The sequence below is a fragment of the Vagococcus sp. WN89Y genome (genome assembly GCF_052220145.1).
GTDB lineage: Bacteria > Pseudomonadota > Gammaproteobacteria > Enterobacterales > Enterobacteriaceae > Kosakonia.
On the sequence record NZ_JBQPOM010000022.1, the window covers coordinates 1 to 16,267 of the forward strand.

Annotated in this window: 11 protein-coding genes and 1 pseudogene; 5 read left to right on the forward strand and 7 right to left on the reverse strand. The window is 48.9% G+C overall.

Features of this window, described 5'->3' with window-relative positions:
* The 5 genes from ACTU3N_RS07190 to ACTU3N_RS07210 all read right to left on the reverse strand — a co-directional run.
* Nucleotides 1-2,042 (reverse strand): retention module-containing protein (locus ACTU3N_RS07190; protein ID WP_443085454.1); only part of this gene is annotated, 2,042 nt, incomplete at its 3' end.
* A gap of 270 nt (nucleotides 2,043-2,312) precedes the next feature.
* Nucleotides 2,313-2,654, reverse strand: coding sequence for a hypothetical protein (locus ACTU3N_RS07195; protein WP_443085455.1), 342 nt, complete (start codon nucleotides 2,652-2,654; stop codon nucleotides 2,313-2,315).
* A 37-nt stretch (nucleotides 2,655-2,691) separates the two neighbouring features.
* Entirely contained in the window at nucleotides 2,692-4,629 is a 1,938-nt protein-coding gene (locus ACTU3N_RS07200) for a bifunctional diguanylate cyclase/phosphodiesterase (protein WP_443085456.1), read from the reverse strand.
* A gap of 9 nt (nucleotides 4,630-4,638) precedes the next feature.
* The gene (lapG, locus tag ACTU3N_RS07205; RefSeq protein WP_443085457.1) at nucleotides 4,639-5,334 is read right to left on the reverse strand and encodes a cysteine protease LapG; all 696 of its coding nucleotides are present in this window, start codon (nucleotides 5,332-5,334) and stop codon (nucleotides 4,639-4,641) included.
* Nucleotides 5,335-5,358: 24 nt separating this feature from the next.
* Entirely contained in the window at nucleotides 5,359-7,023 is a 1,665-nt protein-coding gene (locus ACTU3N_RS07210; RefSeq protein WP_443085458.1) for a hypothetical protein, read from the reverse strand.
* Between the two features lie 176 nt (nucleotides 7,024-7,199).
* Between ACTU3N_RS07210 and ACTU3N_RS07215 the strand changes: the two genes are divergently transcribed.
* From ACTU3N_RS07215 to ACTU3N_RS07225, 3 genes are all read left to right on the forward strand, one after another.
* Entirely contained in the window at nucleotides 7,200-8,030 is an 831-nt protein-coding gene (locus ACTU3N_RS07215) for an alpha/beta hydrolase family protein (RefSeq protein WP_443085459.1), read from the forward strand.
* The gene (locus ACTU3N_RS07220; protein ID WP_443085460.1) at nucleotides 7,984-11,322 is read left to right on the forward strand and encodes a CapA family protein; all 3,339 of its coding nucleotides are present in this window, start codon (nucleotides 7,984-7,986) and stop codon (nucleotides 11,320-11,322) included. Before ACTU3N_RS07215 ends, ACTU3N_RS07220 begins: the two co-directional genes overlap by 47 nt.
* A gap of 707 nt (nucleotides 11,323-12,029) precedes the next feature.
* Entirely contained in the window at nucleotides 12,030-14,894 is a 2,865-nt protein-coding gene (locus ACTU3N_RS07225) for a DUF4135 domain-containing protein (RefSeq protein WP_443085461.1), read from the forward strand.
* Nucleotides 14,895-14,981: 87 nt separating this feature from the next.
* Here the strand turns inward: ACTU3N_RS07225 and ACTU3N_RS07230 are convergent, their stop codons facing one another.
* The gene (locus ACTU3N_RS07230; RefSeq protein WP_443085462.1) at nucleotides 14,982-15,365 is read right to left on the reverse strand and encodes a LysR family substrate-binding domain-containing protein; all 384 of its coding nucleotides are present in this window, start codon (nucleotides 15,363-15,365) and stop codon (nucleotides 14,982-14,984) included.
* A 50-nt stretch (nucleotides 15,366-15,415) separates the two neighbouring features.
* On the opposite strand from ACTU3N_RS07230, the pseudogene ACTU3N_RS07235 reads away from it, so the two are divergent.
* Nucleotides 15,416-15,640, forward strand: a pseudogene (locus tag ACTU3N_RS07235) (integrase core domain-containing protein); the annotation flags it as partial.
* 36 nt (nucleotides 15,641-15,676) lie between these two features.
* Nucleotides 15,677-15,877, forward strand: a complete 201-nt coding sequence (yecR, locus tag ACTU3N_RS07240; protein ID WP_443085463.1) for a YecR family lipoprotein — start codon at nucleotides 15,677-15,679, stop codon at nucleotides 15,875-15,877.
* Nucleotides 15,878-15,908: 31 nt separating this feature from the next.
* On the opposite strand, the gene ACTU3N_RS07245 is transcribed toward yecR, so the two are convergent.
* Nucleotides 15,909-16,265: a putative T6SS immunity periplasmic lipoprotein gene (locus tag ACTU3N_RS07245; protein ID WP_443085464.1), complete on the reverse strand. Its 357-nt coding sequence runs from the start codon at nucleotides 16,263-16,265 to the stop codon at nucleotides 15,909-15,911.
* Nucleotides 16,266-16,267 lie beyond the last annotated feature (2 nt).

The following is a 16,267-nucleotide window of genomic DNA, read 5'->3' on the forward strand; positions in this document are numbered from 1 at the left end:
GTGTCTGTATCGGCATCTGCATCTGTATCCGCGTCGGTGTCAGTGTCGGCGTCCGTGTCGGCGTCCGTGTCGGTGTCCGTGTCGGTGTCCGCATCTGCATCAGCGTCTGTATCCGCGTCAGCATCGGCGTCTGCATCAGCGTCTGTGTCCGTATCTGCGTCCGCATCTGCGTCGGTGTCAGTGTCGGCGTCCGTGTCGGCGTCCGTGTCGGTGTCCGCATCTGCATCAGCGTCTGTATCCGCGTCAGCATCGGTGTCAGAGTCGGCATCAGTATCGGCATCGGCGTCGGCATCTGTGTCGGTATCCGTGTCCGTATCGGCATCAGCGTCTGCGTCAGTGTCGGTATCGGTGTCGGTGTCGGTATCGGTGTCGGTGTCTGCGTCGGTATCCGCATCTGCATCGGCGTCCACATCGGTATCAGCATCGGCGTCTGTGTCTGCGTCAGTATCTGCATCTGCGTCCGTATCGGCATCAGCGTCCGTATCAGCATCTGTGTCGGCGTCCGTATCGGTATCCGCGTCCGCATCTGCATCTGTATCGGCGTCCGTATCTGCGTCAGTATCTGCATCTGCGTCGGCGTCCGCATCGGTGTCGGTATCAGTGTCTGTATCTGCATCCGTATCGGTGTCTGCATCCGTATCTGCGTCAGCATCGGTGTCCGCGTCGGCATCTGCATCTGTATCGACGTCCGTATCTGCGTCTGCATCCGTATCAGTGTCCGCATCGGTATCCGCGTCCGCATCAGCATCTGTATCTGCATCAGTGTCAGCATCCGCATCAGCGTCTGCATCTACGTCAGTATCTGCATCTGCGTCGGTATCCGCGTCAGCATCGGTGTCAGCGTCGGCATCAGTATCGGCATCAGCGTCTGCGTCGGTATCTGCATCAGCGTCGGTATCCGTGTCGGCGTCGGCGTCTGCATCAGCGTCTGTGTCCGTATCTGCGTCCGCATCTGCGTCGGTGTCTGTATCGGCATCTGCATCTGTATCCGCGTCGGTGTCAGTGTCGGCGTCCGTGTCGGCGTCCGTGTCGGTGTCCGTGTCGGTGTCCGCATCTGCATCAGCGTCTGTATCCGCGTCAGCATCGGTGTCAGAGTCGGCATCAGTATCGGCATCGGCGTCGGCATCTGTGTCGGTATCCGTGTCCGTATCGGCATCAGCGTCTGCGTCAGTGTCGGTGTCGGTATCGGTGTCGGTATCGGTATCGGTGTCGGCATCGGTATCCGTGTCTGCGTCAGTATCTGCATCGGTATCCGCATCAGCGTCAGCATCCGTGTCCGTATCTGTATCGGTGTCGGCGTCCGTATCGGTATCCGTATCAGTGTCTGCATCGGTATCTGTATCAGCATCTGCATCTGCATCTGCATCCGCGTCTGCGTCTGCGCCTGCGTCCGTGTCAGCGTCGGTGTCGGTGTCGGTGTCGGTGTCGGTGTCGGTGTCGGTGTCGGTGTCGGTGTCGGTGTCGATGTCGGTGTCAGCATCTGCATCAGTGTCCGCGTCGGTATCCGTGCCTGCATCAGCAGCAGCGTCATCGCGTTCCTGGTCGGGTTGAGCGGGTTCTTCGCGCGCCGTATCGTCGGGATTATCGATCCCGGCGGTGGGATAACCCGCCGTCGGATCGACAATTTCTCCGGTAAGATCAAGCACAACAGGAGCATGGGTGCCGCCAGTATCAGGGCCGCCGGGAACTACGAGCTGTCCGGGAGAGGCCGTAGGGCCTGCAGCAGTCGCTTCGAGAGTTTTTGTCGGGTCATCACCTGCTGCAATCGCCTGCTGGATGGATGCAATATCTATTTGATCTGTCGGCGGCGTCTCAGGCTCGGCCTGTATTGAATAACCGGTACTGTCCCAGTGGCTATCACGGCCCAGGTCGAGCGTTTTGCCATCAGACAACACGATGGTTACAGCTCCACCGGAGCCTATATCTATCTGCTCACCGTCCTGGATAGTATCTCCTTCAACCAGCAGGTGCCGGCTACCATCGGGGGCAGTTGCAAAGACTTGTCCTATAACAGCTTTGATTACCCCGGCCACGCCGCTCATATCATGCGCCTCTTAAAAATCGTCACGAATTCTACCATTGGGATCAGGTATCAAATTCCAAAAGGAATAAATTTCAACGCATTAGCAATAGCGAAAAAGCAATGGCATTGTTTATTACATAAAATCTCAAGGAATATTTTTCGAGGTAATACGCTGCAAGCCTTTATCAAACCAATCAATAAGATAAGCTAATAAATTTATATTTAAGGGAAAAACAAAAACACCTTAAAGTATTATTTATTAAGCTGTTTAAGCTGATAGAAGCAAACTTTAAAAAATGCCCTCATCTTCATCATCGATTAATCTCTCAAGACCACTTAATGTTAAACGAGCCTGAGTTCGGTTTATTAGTTTACTTTGCGCTGCATGAGGCAAATCTGTAATACTAATAATTCCTTTACGCATCAACACTTCAATGAGATCTTCCAGTACACGAACCATTTCCAGGTCGCTCTGCTGTAACCGCTGTAATGTTGCTTTACGCATCGCCTGAACATTAAGCCACTCTTTTATTTCCTCAGTATCTATTGCATAGTGTTCCACGACACCCGCAAAAGGCGTGGTTTCCACCCGTGTTATTCGCCCTTCAGCGTCGCGTTCAATGTAATACACGATGAGTCCCCCATATCATATGTGGTACCGTTGCAACTTATTGTTCCGATAATAAAGTGGGTGCACCAAAGTATCTCCCCATGGCACCATAAAGACCTATTTTATTGAGTATCGCTAATTCTCCGGAGGTTTCAACTCGCTCTGCAATAATAGGCAGATTAATTTGCCGGGTGGCCCAATACATAGCTTCAATAAAAAGTCGCTTATCCTCTTCTTTATCAATATGGTGTATATAACTGCCATCAACTTTTACCCAGGCTAATCCCCACTGCGGTAAATTTCCTACAAGATTGAATCTTCCACCAAAATGCTGAATACCCAAACGGCACCCGACAGCATTAAGTTTATTAACTAACTGACTGACGCGTTCCGGTTCGGGTAATTCCTTTTCATCGATTTCCAGCGTTAGCCGTTTGGCTTCTACAGGCGAATTTTTTAATAAAAGAAGTAAAGTATTGAGTTTTTCGTCAGTTGCCACACTTTCACCACTAATACTCATGGCCAGCGGCTGCGTTATATTTGCCATTTCCCGTAACGTTTGCTTAAGCATAACAAGATCCATACGGTAGTTAAGCGAAAAGCGATGCACCCACGGCATAAATTGCCCTGCGGGAATTATTTCCTCATTTTCCGCTTTTATTCGCGCCAGAACTTTTTGATGTAATACATGTTGCGAGTCATTGCACTCAAAAACCGGCTGAGAAAAGAGGATAAACTTTTCCTCAATTAATATGTCTTCAAGCCGCGTAAGCCAAAGGCGATGCTCTTCATCATTGTTATCCTCGGTATGAATGAGTGAGTCAGCAAAATAATGCACATCGGTTTTTGCTTTCACCAGCGCCCGATCCGCCTGGAGCAGAATATTTTGTGCCTTGTCGCCACTGTGAAAAACCACCTGCGCAAAATGCGCGAGCGGTGAAACATCGCTCATTTCTTGCTCACTAAGGGTTTGCAGGCGTGCACTCAGCGCGTTCTCCAGTTCCGCTGGTAAAATTTCCAGCGTAATCAAGGCGAATTCGCCGCCACGAATACGCGCGAGAAAACCATCGTGAGAGAGGAAACGTTGCTGGAGCTCACGCAAAATATCTGCAATTGCCAGCAATAATGCATCGGTTTTTTCACCGCCAATGCGCTGATTCAACCCCGCCAGATCGCGAATCTGCAACACAATTAAGTGCCCGGTCACACTCTCTTCATCACGCAGTAAAGATTGCAACTTTATATCAAACGCTCGCCGATTATTCAGGTTGGTCAGGCTATCGTGATAGGCCGCCTCACGCAGAACTTCTGTCCGCTGAGCCTGCTCGTAGAACAACGTTTTGAGCTGCGTGACCATCATATTACTGGCTTCAACCACACGCCGAAGCTCCGGCGTCTGCGGCATATCGGGCACGTTTCGAAACTCCCGGCGGCAAATTGACATCGCCTGTTCGACAATTTGATTGAGCGGTTTCAGGCTACGGTGCAGCATCACCATCGCCCCTAAAATACATGCCGTGCTACAGAGTACCAGCCAGAGGAAACTGGCAACCATATCATCCCACAGGCGTGCCAGAGCAAACATCGGATGACTGCTCACTTCAACGCGCGCGGCCTGGATCCAGCCGTCCATAATGATGGCGTCGCCTTCACCGGGCTGTAATTTAACTAACTGCACAAACCAGCCCGGAACATTGGCTCCTGCCGGTTTTCCTTGCCGCTCAATTAACGGCTGGCCATTTTTTATATCCACCAGCCGTATGCGATAAAAATATCCGCTATCAAAAATAGAATTCACCATCAGTTCAGTCATGGCCGCGTCGTGAATATGGCCGGTCAGCGCAACGCCAAGCGCTGTGGCGGCATCCTGAGCATGTGAAGTTAATTGTTTGCTGTATTGTTCGCGGGCGCTTTCCAGCGTAATAACGTAATTGCCGCAAAACAATATTAATGTAAACAGACAGATGCCGATAACAAGCTGTTTATATAAAGACATGGCGAGGCCCTATTCTTTAATGACAAACCCCTCAGCACGCATTCTGGTGAGAAGATCCTGCCAGCGAGATAACTGTTTGCTGTCGCCGACACGTTTATTTCCTGCGGCCTGCGGCAGCCATAAACCTTCGCCGTTAAAAGCATAAACCGGCAACAGATCAGTGCGTTGAGTGGCCGGTAAAATTACAGCTTTTAAATTATCCAGAACTAATGGGATAGCCTCCGGCGTGGAATACCAGGTGACAACCATATGCGCCTGGTTCAGCTGTAATGCTTTAACGTACGTTATGCGTAATTGACTCGCCGGGATGCCTATTTCCCGCAGCGTGAAATACTTTGCTAACGCATAATCTTCACAATCGCCCGCGCCCTTGCGCAGAGATTCCACGGGCGTCGCCCAATAATCTGTCGCTCCCCAGACTGACCGATCGGCCCGAAAAAGAATGCGCTGGTTAAAAAATGTATTTACGCGCGTAAGCTTTTCCTGAACGCTTCCCTGTGGTGGGTGTGAAATCAACGCGGCCCATTCATTTATCCTTTTCTGCCCGGCAGGTGTCGCCGCGCCGTATAATTGCCGGGTACGGGCATTAATAACGGTAAAGTCCCACCCTGCTGCCAGCCCTGAGGGCGAAAAAAGAAACAGCAACAATAACCAGAACGAAAACCTTCGTTGGCAGGCCTGGACATTTTTAAAGATGCGGTTCATACATCATGCATATTAAGCCAGGCGCTAGTGCGCATGGCCAGCAGAGTTGTTGCGCCAGTATTTCCGGTAAGCGATATAACCGGAAAGATAGTGCTCCACATCATCAATCCTGACCCGATAACTGTGGTGGCGAATAAAAAAGCTGCCAACAATACGCGATGGATTTTTAAAAAACATTGCCAGTTCCGGCCAGAAAAAACCATTCGCCAGATAACGGGCGCGCGTTTCCAGCGCCAGATAAAACTTATCCAGATCCAGCTTATTTAAGAGACGTTGATGCTCTGACTCCTTAAGTCTTGCGATCATTTGAACCGCTGCCATCATTAATTCCAGCAAAGTCGGGTAAGTCGTGACCCGGTTGAGAACAAAATCAAGATGCCCGCGCACATTATCCAGCCCAAACTGGTAATAACGTTTTTGCGGGCGATACAGCGTAAGTTCATTTATACAATAGCTTAGCCAGTGGTCATGCGCCTGCCAGTGTTGCCGGGCAATAAAATAATCAACGGCACGTTCGACACAATCCAGCCAGCGGGTGTCGGGCGCGATACCAAATAAACGCATCAGCGCAAAAACGGCCTCACCGTCATAATAGATAATGCGATGCTCCGCTTTTACCGACAAATCGGCGGCATGCAATACATGTACAAAGCCGCCGGTTTGCGCCTCCTGCATATAACAGATGCCGTTTGCCAGGCGGTTCATTTGCGCAATATAGCGCAGGTCGCCGGTCAGCTCGCTGTACTTGGCCATCGCCAGAATCGACACCGCGTTGCCGCCCAGTTTGATTTCATCGTGGGCGTCAACCAGGAAATCCGCCTCGCTGCCATCCGGCAGTTGCCGGGTTTGGATCAGCGTTTCACTCAAATGCGTTAACGCACGCAGGATTGCCGCAAAATGCGCGTCATTGCGGCTAATTTCCCACCCTTCCAGCAAGGCATAGGTCGAACTGGCATGCCGCAAGGTGTTATACGCCGGGATCGCGCGATCAAAACAGGGAAACCAGCCGTAGTCATACCGGCCATCAGGTTTTATCTGTAAAGCCAGGTAATGTGTTGCGGAGAGGATCATCATATCCAGCTCATCCTGCCAGTGGTCAAGCTGCCGGTAGCCTGAATTACGCCCCGTCGGCTCGATGGCAAGTATTGCAGCGCCATCGCAAAAGAGTGCCTGCGTGGTAAAGCGCCAGACAGGCTGTTCGGGCTCCTGCGGCCAGTCAAAAACCGCACCGAAGCGTCGGCGTGAATAGTGCGCCAGATTTTTGCCGTTGGGAGTGGCAACGCCTCGCGTGCCATCGTACATCAGTGCGTTGGCCGCGATTTCCTGCTCCAGCACCGCATAGTTAAAAGCGGGATCGAAACTTAATCCATAGCGAAAATAATTACGCTTGGTCACGGCGAGCTTTTCCAGTAGCGCTCCCCAGGATAACAGTTCAACGCGATCAACCACATCGACACGCAGCCAGATAATTTCTGCCGAGGAAACAGAAGGTAAATTTTGCAGCGCCTGCGAGCCTTTTTGCCACGCCTCGTCAAAATTTATCCCTCGTCCATGCGTAATATGCGCCCGGCTTTTTCCATCGCTGGCGCTAAAAAATATAACCCAGCCAGGCAAATGCGCAGAAAGCGCGCTAATATCCATTTGTTCGACTGCGGGACGGATCTGCGCAAGTAATTGGCGGAGAGACATTTACACTCCCGTTTATTTTAGCGACAAGGACTCTATTTAAAATAACACCATATTTGCACGGCTGCGTATTCTGTTGCTTCATTATTATGACTGGCGAGAGGAATATGTCATTACTATTACGCTGCGTTTGTGTCCTGTTATGTTTATTATCCTTTGCGACTCAAGCGGATACTCCATTGCTGTGGAATCAAAAAGCGCGCGCTGAGAATTGCCCGCTGCACGCCGATGCGCTATGGGTAAAATATAAAGGTGGCGTGGCCTGTATTCGCTTTTTTTCTGCCGGGAATTTGCAATATGCTCCGCTGGTGATGGTGATATTCAGAGGCGATCGCGTGCCTTTTATCAAACGCAACCCCGGAACCATTCCGGCAAATACGCCAACCGCGCAGCGTCGCCAGGCAGCAAGGCTCAGCGCGCAGGCAGGCATGCCGGTGGTGATTATGGCTCGTCCCGGAACCTATGGCTCCAGCGGCAATCATTATCAACGGCGCCAGCCCGCCGAATTTCTTGCGCTGAATGCGGCAATGGATAGTCTGCGCGCACGCTATCATATTAAAAAATTTATTTTAAATGGCCATAGCGGCGGCGCTACGGCGGCCTCGGCATTATTAACATTTGGTCGCCGGGATATTCGCTGCGCTATTTTAACATCGGGTGCCTGGGATTTACTTAATCGTGCGGAAGCGCTGCGAAAAGAGCGTAGGGAAAAAAGTGATGTCGGGAAAGATGTCACCGGTCTGAGGCAACCTTACGATCCGCTTTATCATATTGAAGGTATTACTCAGGATCCCCAACGTCTGGTAATGGTCGTCGGCAATCTGCTGGATAAAACCACACCTTTTAATCTTCAGCTTAAATTTGCCCATGCATTACGCGAAAACAAACATCGTGTTTTGTTAATTGAATGGCCTGCTTATCCACCTGAATTTCATAATCTTAAAGGAAGCCCAGGAATAAAATATGTCGACAAATGCAAAACGGCCAGGCTGGCGAAGCGCAGAACTTGAACAATTACTTGGTGCGAAATGGTCTGCGCATCCGGAAAAAGAATGGCGAGCTGAAAATATTGCGCTCAACATATTTGATAAACAAAATAATAATGGCAAATGTTTATTTATCGCTATGGATGAAAAAACATGGCATGCCGGTTCAGGTAACCGGGGTATTTATGCTGGCTGGGAAGATACGCATGAGGTATTAAAGAAAAACTATCACCAATTTTGCGGTGCTATTGTCCAGCATTATCTGCCTGAACTGCCGACTGAATTTCCGCAAATGGTGGTGGAAAACACCTATAACGTATTGCCCGTTCTGGCTGATGAAGCGCGTCGGCGCATGAACGGTAAAATTATCGCTATCACCGGCACGGTGGGTAAGTCGTCAACAAAAGATCTTTTACAGATGCTGCTCCCGCAATTTGGCACAACAGTCGCCACGCCGGGTAATCATAACACCCGCACAGGAACCCTGCTGAGCCTTGCGCGCTGCATTACCGACCCGGCGTATGCCGTACTGGAGGTGGCGATATCCGCCCTCTGGATGCGCGCAACCCATGCCGGCATGCGCATCAAGCCGCATATTGCCATCATTACTGAAATCGGCATGACGCAGGTGGGCGATTTCGTGAAAACGCGGCACGATACCGCGCGTTTCAAAGCCCGGCTTTGCAGCGCAATCCTGCCCGGCGGCTATGCAATATTAAACCGTGACATGGACGAGTATGAGTTTGTTCGCCTTGAAGCGTTGCGTTACGGCGCGCGGGTCATCAGCTATGGTTTTCACCCCGAAGCAGATGTAACGGTTACGGGCTACCGTGCGGCAACCGACCACTCCGTTATCAGCATCACGCTTAACGGCACGCCCCTTCAGTACCGCCTGAACGTCCCTGGCAAAGGGATGGCCCGCAACACTATCGCTGCGTTGATTGCCCTGGCATTGCTGGGGTGCGACACAGAAAAGGGCGCAGCGAGCATTGCCCATTTCCGCAATGCCAAAAGCAAACTCCAGGCCGGGAGGTTATCACTGCCCGGCGGTGGTTCGGCCACACTCATTGATGATAACTATAACGCCACCTTTACCTCCATGTGCAACGCCTTTGACGTGGCCGCGCTCTATCGCCTGGCGCCGGGGCAGCGCCGGATAGCGGTACTTGGGCGGCTGGCAACGCTGGACTTTCAGGCTCCCGTGAGCCATATGGCGCTGGCGACACCGCTGCTGGAAGCGGGTTTTGACAAAATCTGGCTGCACGGCGAAGAGATGCGCCACCTCTTGCCCCTGCTTCCCGCAGATCGCGTCGCCGGGCATTTTACCCACCTTGATGCAATGGCAGAGCACGTGATGGCAGACCTGAAAGAAGGCGACGTTGTGCTGGTCAAAGGTAGCGTCAGCGACTCCGACTTTCATCAAATAGTCAGCCGTATGAAAGCCATCAGCCACAACGCCAGCGCAGACTTACAACAAGGCCAGACGGCAGCGATGTTAACCAACCTTTCCAGCGATGAGCTGGCCGTCTCGCGCCATGCGCAGGCTACATTTGCGCCTTTGCACTTAAGCCATCTGCTGCTGATGATGCTCGTTGCCGAAGCGCTGACTTCACATAAAATTCGTCTCACAATGCCGGTTGCAGTCAAAACAGTTCCACCAGGTATTGTGCAAAAAGGGCCGTCTTTGGGGCTGATAACGGGCCAGCAATACAGTGTGAAGGCGCTGCTTCAGGCGATGATCATTCATCATGCCCGCGACGCCGCGGTGAACCTTGCCACCTTGTTGGCGGGCGATGCCACAGCCGGGCTTGCGCGCATTCAGGCTCAGGTGAAGACGCTCGGATTAACGCATACGCGTCTCACCAATGTGTCGGGTCGTTTATGGCAAGCGCAGCAGACGACAGTGGAGGATATTACGCAACTGGTTCGTCAGTTCTGCCAGCGTTTTCCGCACTTGCTGCACTGGCTGGCGGAAAGCGAAACCGTGCTGGCCAATAACCTTTACCGCAAAGGGACGAATATTCAGGCCGAAGGACGAGCCCATTACAGTTACAGCTCAGGCGGCACGCCTTGCTGGGGATTTGCTATTGCACGGGTAGAGCAATCCCTGTGGCTGGCCTGCGTGGCGGGGGCGGATGACGCATTTCATCTCGACTATTTACTTGATGATTTATTAGCACAAACGGACGCGTCGCCCCGACCGGCAAACGCCGAACCAACAGTGGTGGTGGGCGATAAAGACCAACCCCGTGTGACGCTGCTGGGGGATACCTATTTCGGTGAATGGTATACACGCCGACGCCAGCGTCGCGGTATCGATGATGCTCTCCAGCGCCACGGCTACGACCACGCGTTCCTGGCCATCGATCCTTTACTGGCGCAAAGTGATTTAACTATCGCCAATTTTGAAGCCGCGCTGGCCAATGCTGCAACGGTAAACCTTACCGGGCGTAAACCGTTTTGCCTGACAGGCAACCCGCAAGCAACCGCTGCGGCGCTAAAACGTCACGGAATTGATGCAGTGTCGCTGGGGAATAATCACGCGATGGATGCGGGCGTGGACGGGCTTATCAGTACGCAGGATGCGTTTCACCAGCGAGAGATTATCACCTTCGGCGCCGGACTTAATGCCGCGCAGGCTCATGCGCCCTTAACGCTTATGGCTGGCGGGCGGTGTTTTCAGTTTTACGCCGCCTACTGGTATCGCCGCTATATGGAAGACGATTGTGCTTTTTATGCGCAGCCGCGCCGCGCGGGCGTTGCCTGCATCAGCGGTGGACTGGTTGAGCAAATCCAACGAGAGAAAGCGAAGGAAAACCCTGCCACCATCATTGTGCTGGCGCACTGGGGGGTGGATTATCGCTGGACGCAGCCACTGCAACGCCAGCTGGCGCAGCGGCTAACGCTGGCGGGAGCAGATTTGATTATTGGCTGCGGGCCACATATGCCGGGTGAGTTCGTTCGTCTGGGGCAAAAATGGGTACTGTACAGTATCGGGAATGCCGTCTTTAACAGTACCGGTGAATATGAGGCGCGCCAAATGCCGCCCTACGGATTTATCGTCCACCTGCTGCCAGGCGGGCCGGACCCCAGACTGGTTTTGCAGCCCATTTTTACTGATAACCAACAAACTTTCTGGCAACCGAGGCCGGTTAACGAGACAGAGTTTGCCCACCTCATCGCTCTTTTACGCGAGCAAGGCGTTATTGTGCTTGAACAACCGGACGGTGAAAACGCCTGGATAGAACGCAAGCCTGGTTATCCTCCGTCGATTGTTCTGCCGCTGGACGCCCGTTTTGCCGGGCGTGAAAGGTAGACAAATACTTCCGGCCTTTCCTTTAAGCGCAGCGCGTAAAATAACCCTGTTCAGCTGGCGAAGCGGGATATTCGCCGCCGTAAGGTGAATCATATTTAGCGGCAATGCGTTGAAAAACCATTGCCGCAATAAACGCTTCAGTTCACCTGTTTTGTGAAATTACGTTATTAATGTGCGCTACTGTTTATAAACAAGGCATTATAACTTCCGGTATGGGTCGTAAGCGTGCGACCGTGATTAGCTTTTACTTAACGACTTTCTAAGCAAAGCGCCGTTATTTGCACGGGAAACGTTTATTCAGATAAATCATCAGAAAAGAGCGGCTACACTCAACTTATCAGCAGGCACCGGGAAGCAATAGCGCGCGCAAAAAGAGAGTTTTGCTCAATATCTTGCTGATATAAAAGATTTTGAGTGAAAACAGCACCGTTTCCTGACGTTTTTACATAAGAAAAGGAGGGCTTGTGAAAAAAAAGCAAGAAAATGGGGATGCCCTGCCAGCTGATGGTGAAAAAATTCAGCCTGCCAACAATTATATTAAAGAAGCGATAAGCATACACTGATAATATCAGGTTTATTCCTGAAATAAGATAAATGACATTTTTTTCAACGGCGCAGCCGTACAGAAAATCACGTGACCGACCTGAAATCTTATAAAAATAAAATCATATGATTATTCTTAATTATTAGCGATACCAGGGATAGTAGTGCATTCAATAGTTTTGCAATGTCGTGGCCCTAACGTTCCAGTGAGCGCTATCTTTTTTATTTCAGGCATCACCAGTTTTGCATCAACGGCAAGGGATGGTTTAATAATGAATACATCGAGAAAATACTATGAGATTCTTTTAAAACGTTACCCTGATGCACACAACATTACGCGCCAGGTTGCAGGCCTGGCGTCGGAAGATAAAACCAAAAGTTTGGATAAAAATTCATTCATCGACGATTTTATCAGCCAGCTTACCCTGCGTTTACCTGACTACCCGGCTAACAAAAATCTTTTTGATGTTTTACAGGATAGCGTTACAAAAGTTTTTTATAGCCAAATTAAACAGTTACTTTCAAAATTTGAAAGTTTGATCCTTAACAAAGAAGAGCTGGCGCTGAATCTCAGCCAACAAGGCGTACATGCTTTGCCTGACGATATTCGCCAGGTCTGCTTTTTTGCATCCCAGTTACCACAAATGTCTCAACAGAAAATTTCGAGCTGGGAAGAATTATTTGAGCATTTCCCAATCATTGAAAAAAGATTAACGCTGCTCGATCGTCATATGATAATTATATTAGACGATATGTTAACAAGACTTGATAAAGATAAAGAAACGCTAACTAATGCATTTAATATACGTTTATTTTCAATAAAAAGCATTCAGCTTTTCCTGGGCGATTTTCATCAAACCGGGAAAAGTGTAGTACGCATCGATTTCAGCACACATTCTGTTATTTATAAACCAGAAGGTGCAGATAATGAAGCTTTTGTTTTAGCCTTGCTTGATATAATAAATGCCGAAATCATGGATCTGCGTCTCGGGGTTCCGGCCTTTATCAATATGCATGAGTACAGCTGGCATGAGTACATCACTTTTCAAAAACCCAATAGTGTACAGGATGCGTTAGCTTACTACAGAAATATCGGCGCTTCGTTGTTGTTTATTTATTTGCTAAACGGCTCGGGATTTCACCCTAAAAATATCATATGTGTAAATCATACCCCCTATTTTATTGATCTGCAGATGATCTTTTCTCGGCCTCAGCAAGCCGGGTTGTTTACGGATTCCTTGCTAAATACGCTTATCGTGCCCTCACTAGCGGGTGATCCGCCAGATAGGTCTGTTTGTGGCATTACTCTTCCCCGAGCTGAAGATGAATTTATACAAACCAAGAAGATTAGCACTGATAACATCGTAAATATGTATCCGCAGGATTTTGCGGGCACGATCAAAGACGGGGATAACGTTCACACTATTAGTGACAGTTCAATTACATATACCGCATTAATTAATGCAATCAATGAGGGTTTTGATTGCATGCGTGATTTAATTAAAAACAATCAACAAATAGCCTCTTTTATTAAAAATTACCCGCCACTAAAAGGGAAAGTGGCTTTTCGCACCAGTCGTTCTTACCATGAAATGATACGGCTTGCTATGCACCCGGCATACGCATCCGACCTTGAAGCAAGAAATATATACTTGTCCTGTATTTTATATGAAGAAACAAATCCCTTAGATGTCATTCAATATGAGCATGGTGCAATTAGCGAAGGCAGAATACCTGTTTTTTATATGAACATGGTAAAAGGTAAATATTACACTGCTGATAATATAGAACTCAATATAAATGACAACCATTCTTTCAAAGACTACATGACGAAGGTATACCGGATGATAAATACAGATGAAGAGAGCGCATTACAAAAAAAACTTATGAATCTCTCTTTGGCTACGCTTTCCCCGGCAAAAAGAACCCTAAATAAAAAACACGCTTTTATTGAAAAAACCGTAAGCTTTATGGCCGGAGAAGAGATTAGTTATAAGAAAAAAGAATTCATCCTCAATATTGAAACAGACATCAGTGGTGCCAGGTGTTTAAACAAAATGAGTAGCGACATCTATAATGGATTGAGTGGCGCAACGTTTATGCAGCTCTGCAACTTTATCGTTAACCGAACATCAGTGAAAGAAAAGAGATTATATGATTTATATACCAGAGCCAAAAAGTACAACACCAATAAAACATTTGGTTGTTTTGAAATGAATGGTGGATTGCTTTATCTGGAATACCTTTTTCATAAAAACCTTATCGACTGGTTTGATATTTCGTTGTTCAACCAGCGTTTAATTAATATCATTAAACTGATAAAAAAAAGAGATTCGCATGTCGATATAATGAGCGGAATGGCTGGGATTCTCATCGTTTGCAGCCGGATGTATCTGTTATGCCCGCATAAAATTTATGAGTCGGCCATTAAGTTTCTCGCCTCCGCCATCATGAAAAAAGCCCTATATCTTGATACAGATATTGTTGCGTGGCGCGAAAAAATAACCGGTTTCGCTCTCGGTAATTCAGGCATCATTTATGCTCTACTGTTAGCAAACAATATACTGAATAATAAAGAGATACACCAACTGGCGATCCATGCTTTAAAATATGAACAGAAATTTAAAATTAGCCAGGGATGGAAAAACATGGCTATGTATGGCTGCGACGAGGACGCAAACTGCTGGCATCACGGAGCCGCAGGTATCTATTTATCACGCGCAGCCATGCTCAATGAAAACTATTTTGCAGACAGTGAAATCAAAGATATTTTATATTCCGATATCGAGCATTATCATTCGTCTAAAAAAGAGCGAGGTATTAATAATCATCCATCCCTTTGTTTTGGTGCTTATGGTAATGCGATGATCGATCCATTGAGTTATGCAGAGTATTTACACGTTGATTACAGTGAATATACGCCAGCGGAAAATAAATCTCTGATGATTGGCCGACCTGGTGCGCTCTATTCTCACCTGTTTATTAATCATAGCGACAGGGAAATGCCTAACCTGCTGCTGCTGAAATAGGCTAATGCAGCGTTCTGGCCTGTCTTCTGCCCAAATGAAGCGGCCAGTTATACAATACTGGTCGCTTTTACAAAAGCGAAATTTTCTTTATTCGCTACACAGAATCTGGCGAAAATGGGTCACCAACGGGCGTAGGTTTGCTTTATGCCAGGCAGCCCATAGCTGCGTAGAATAATTCATCCACGGTAATTCACGTAATACCACACCTTCAGGCGCGTTATGACGCAGACTGTGTTGAATTAATGCCAGGCCTAAGCCCGCTGCAACCAGCCCCAATGCCGTTAATGGTTCACCGGCTTCTAAACGAATATCGGGGTTAAACCCGGCTTTAACACAAGCGGCGACAAAATCATCGCGTGAATGGGCATCGTCGTTATGAATCACCGCTATCCACTGCTGGTCGGCAAGCTGTTGCGCAACAAGATGTTCCTCTTGTGCCAGAGGATGGCTTTGCGGCAAGGCCAGCAGCATGCGGTTAAGTGGACTGACGGTTGTATCTAATCCTGGGGGCAGGTCAGGGCCCCTGCACGACCAGAGTGCGCAGTCCGGAGAGCAACGGCATAGCAGAGAGCTTCGTGAAGACGATAAAGCGGGATTACATCAGCATCATGCCTAAACCGGACAGCCAGATGGCGTTAATAAATCTGGCAGTAGCGTTCAGCCATTACAATGAACATCATCCGCACAGCGCGCTGGGATATCGTTCGCCACGAGAATTTATACGCAGGAAGTTATCGCAAACGTAAGAGAGAAAATGCGTCTGGATATATAGGGTCAAATCCATGAGCTACTCTTTCGGGATGTTCGAATCCCCTAAAGTGAACGTTCAGCAAGGCGCTCAAGCAGCAGCACAGCGTTGCGCTGCATGGGGTTATTCTGGTGCTGAGCCGTTCGGCGGTTATACTTCAGTTTGTTCTCAACATCCTCAAGCGGATGTATGGAAACAATGGTCACAATGGAATATCAATGTACAGGTGACTTGAAGAAGTAAGATTTGGGGGGCAAAATGCCCCCTTATTCTTTGGGATAAGAAAATTCAGCAGTGACTAAATGCGACTCTGATTTATCAGATTGGACGTCATACGCGAAGTTATACCTCTCTCCAGATGTAAACTTAAATCCGAACACAGGAAGACAGTCACCCTTTGGTATATAAACAGGCTTGTCATCAAAAATCTTGTGAAGAGAGACATTATTATCGCTGTTGATTTGGATAGCAGTGATCCGTTCCTGTGGCTCCAGTGGTGACACCACACAAACTTGATTATCTTTGATAAATGCCGTTGTAGATTCACGATCTACCATTCGATCACCAGGCCCAGGGCATCCCGTTAAGAGGAATACAACACCCAGCAACATTTTGTTCTTCATGT

Bases quoted from the DNA above. Each gene is read 5' to 3' on its own strand.
- ACTU3N_RS07210 (WP_443085458.1), bottom strand. From the start codon at position 7,023: ATGTCTCTCCGCCAATTACTTGCGCAGATCCGTCCCGCAGTCGAACAA.
- ACTU3N_RS07230 (WP_443085462.1), bottom strand. From the start codon at position 15,365: ATGCTGCTGGCCTTGCCGCAAAGCCATCCTCTGGCACAAGAGGAACAT.
- yecR (WP_443085463.1), top strand. From the start codon at position 15,677: ATGAGCTACTCTTTCGGGATGTTCGAATCCCCTAAAGTGAACGTTCAG.
- ACTU3N_RS07220 (WP_443085460.1), top strand. From the start codon at position 7,984: ATGTCGACAAATGCAAAACGGCCAGGCTGGCGAAGCGCAGAACTTGAA.
- ACTU3N_RS07245 (WP_443085464.1), bottom strand. From the start codon at position 16,265: ATGAAGAACAAAATGTTGCTGGGTGTTGTATTCCTCTTAACGGGATGC.
- ACTU3N_RS07200 (WP_443085456.1), bottom strand. From the start codon at position 4,629: ATGTCTTTATATAAACAGCTTGTTATCGGCATCTGTCTGTTTACATTA.
- lapG (WP_443085457.1), bottom strand. From the start codon at position 5,334: ATGAACCGCATCTTTAAAAATGTCCAGGCCTGCCAACGAAGGTTTTCG.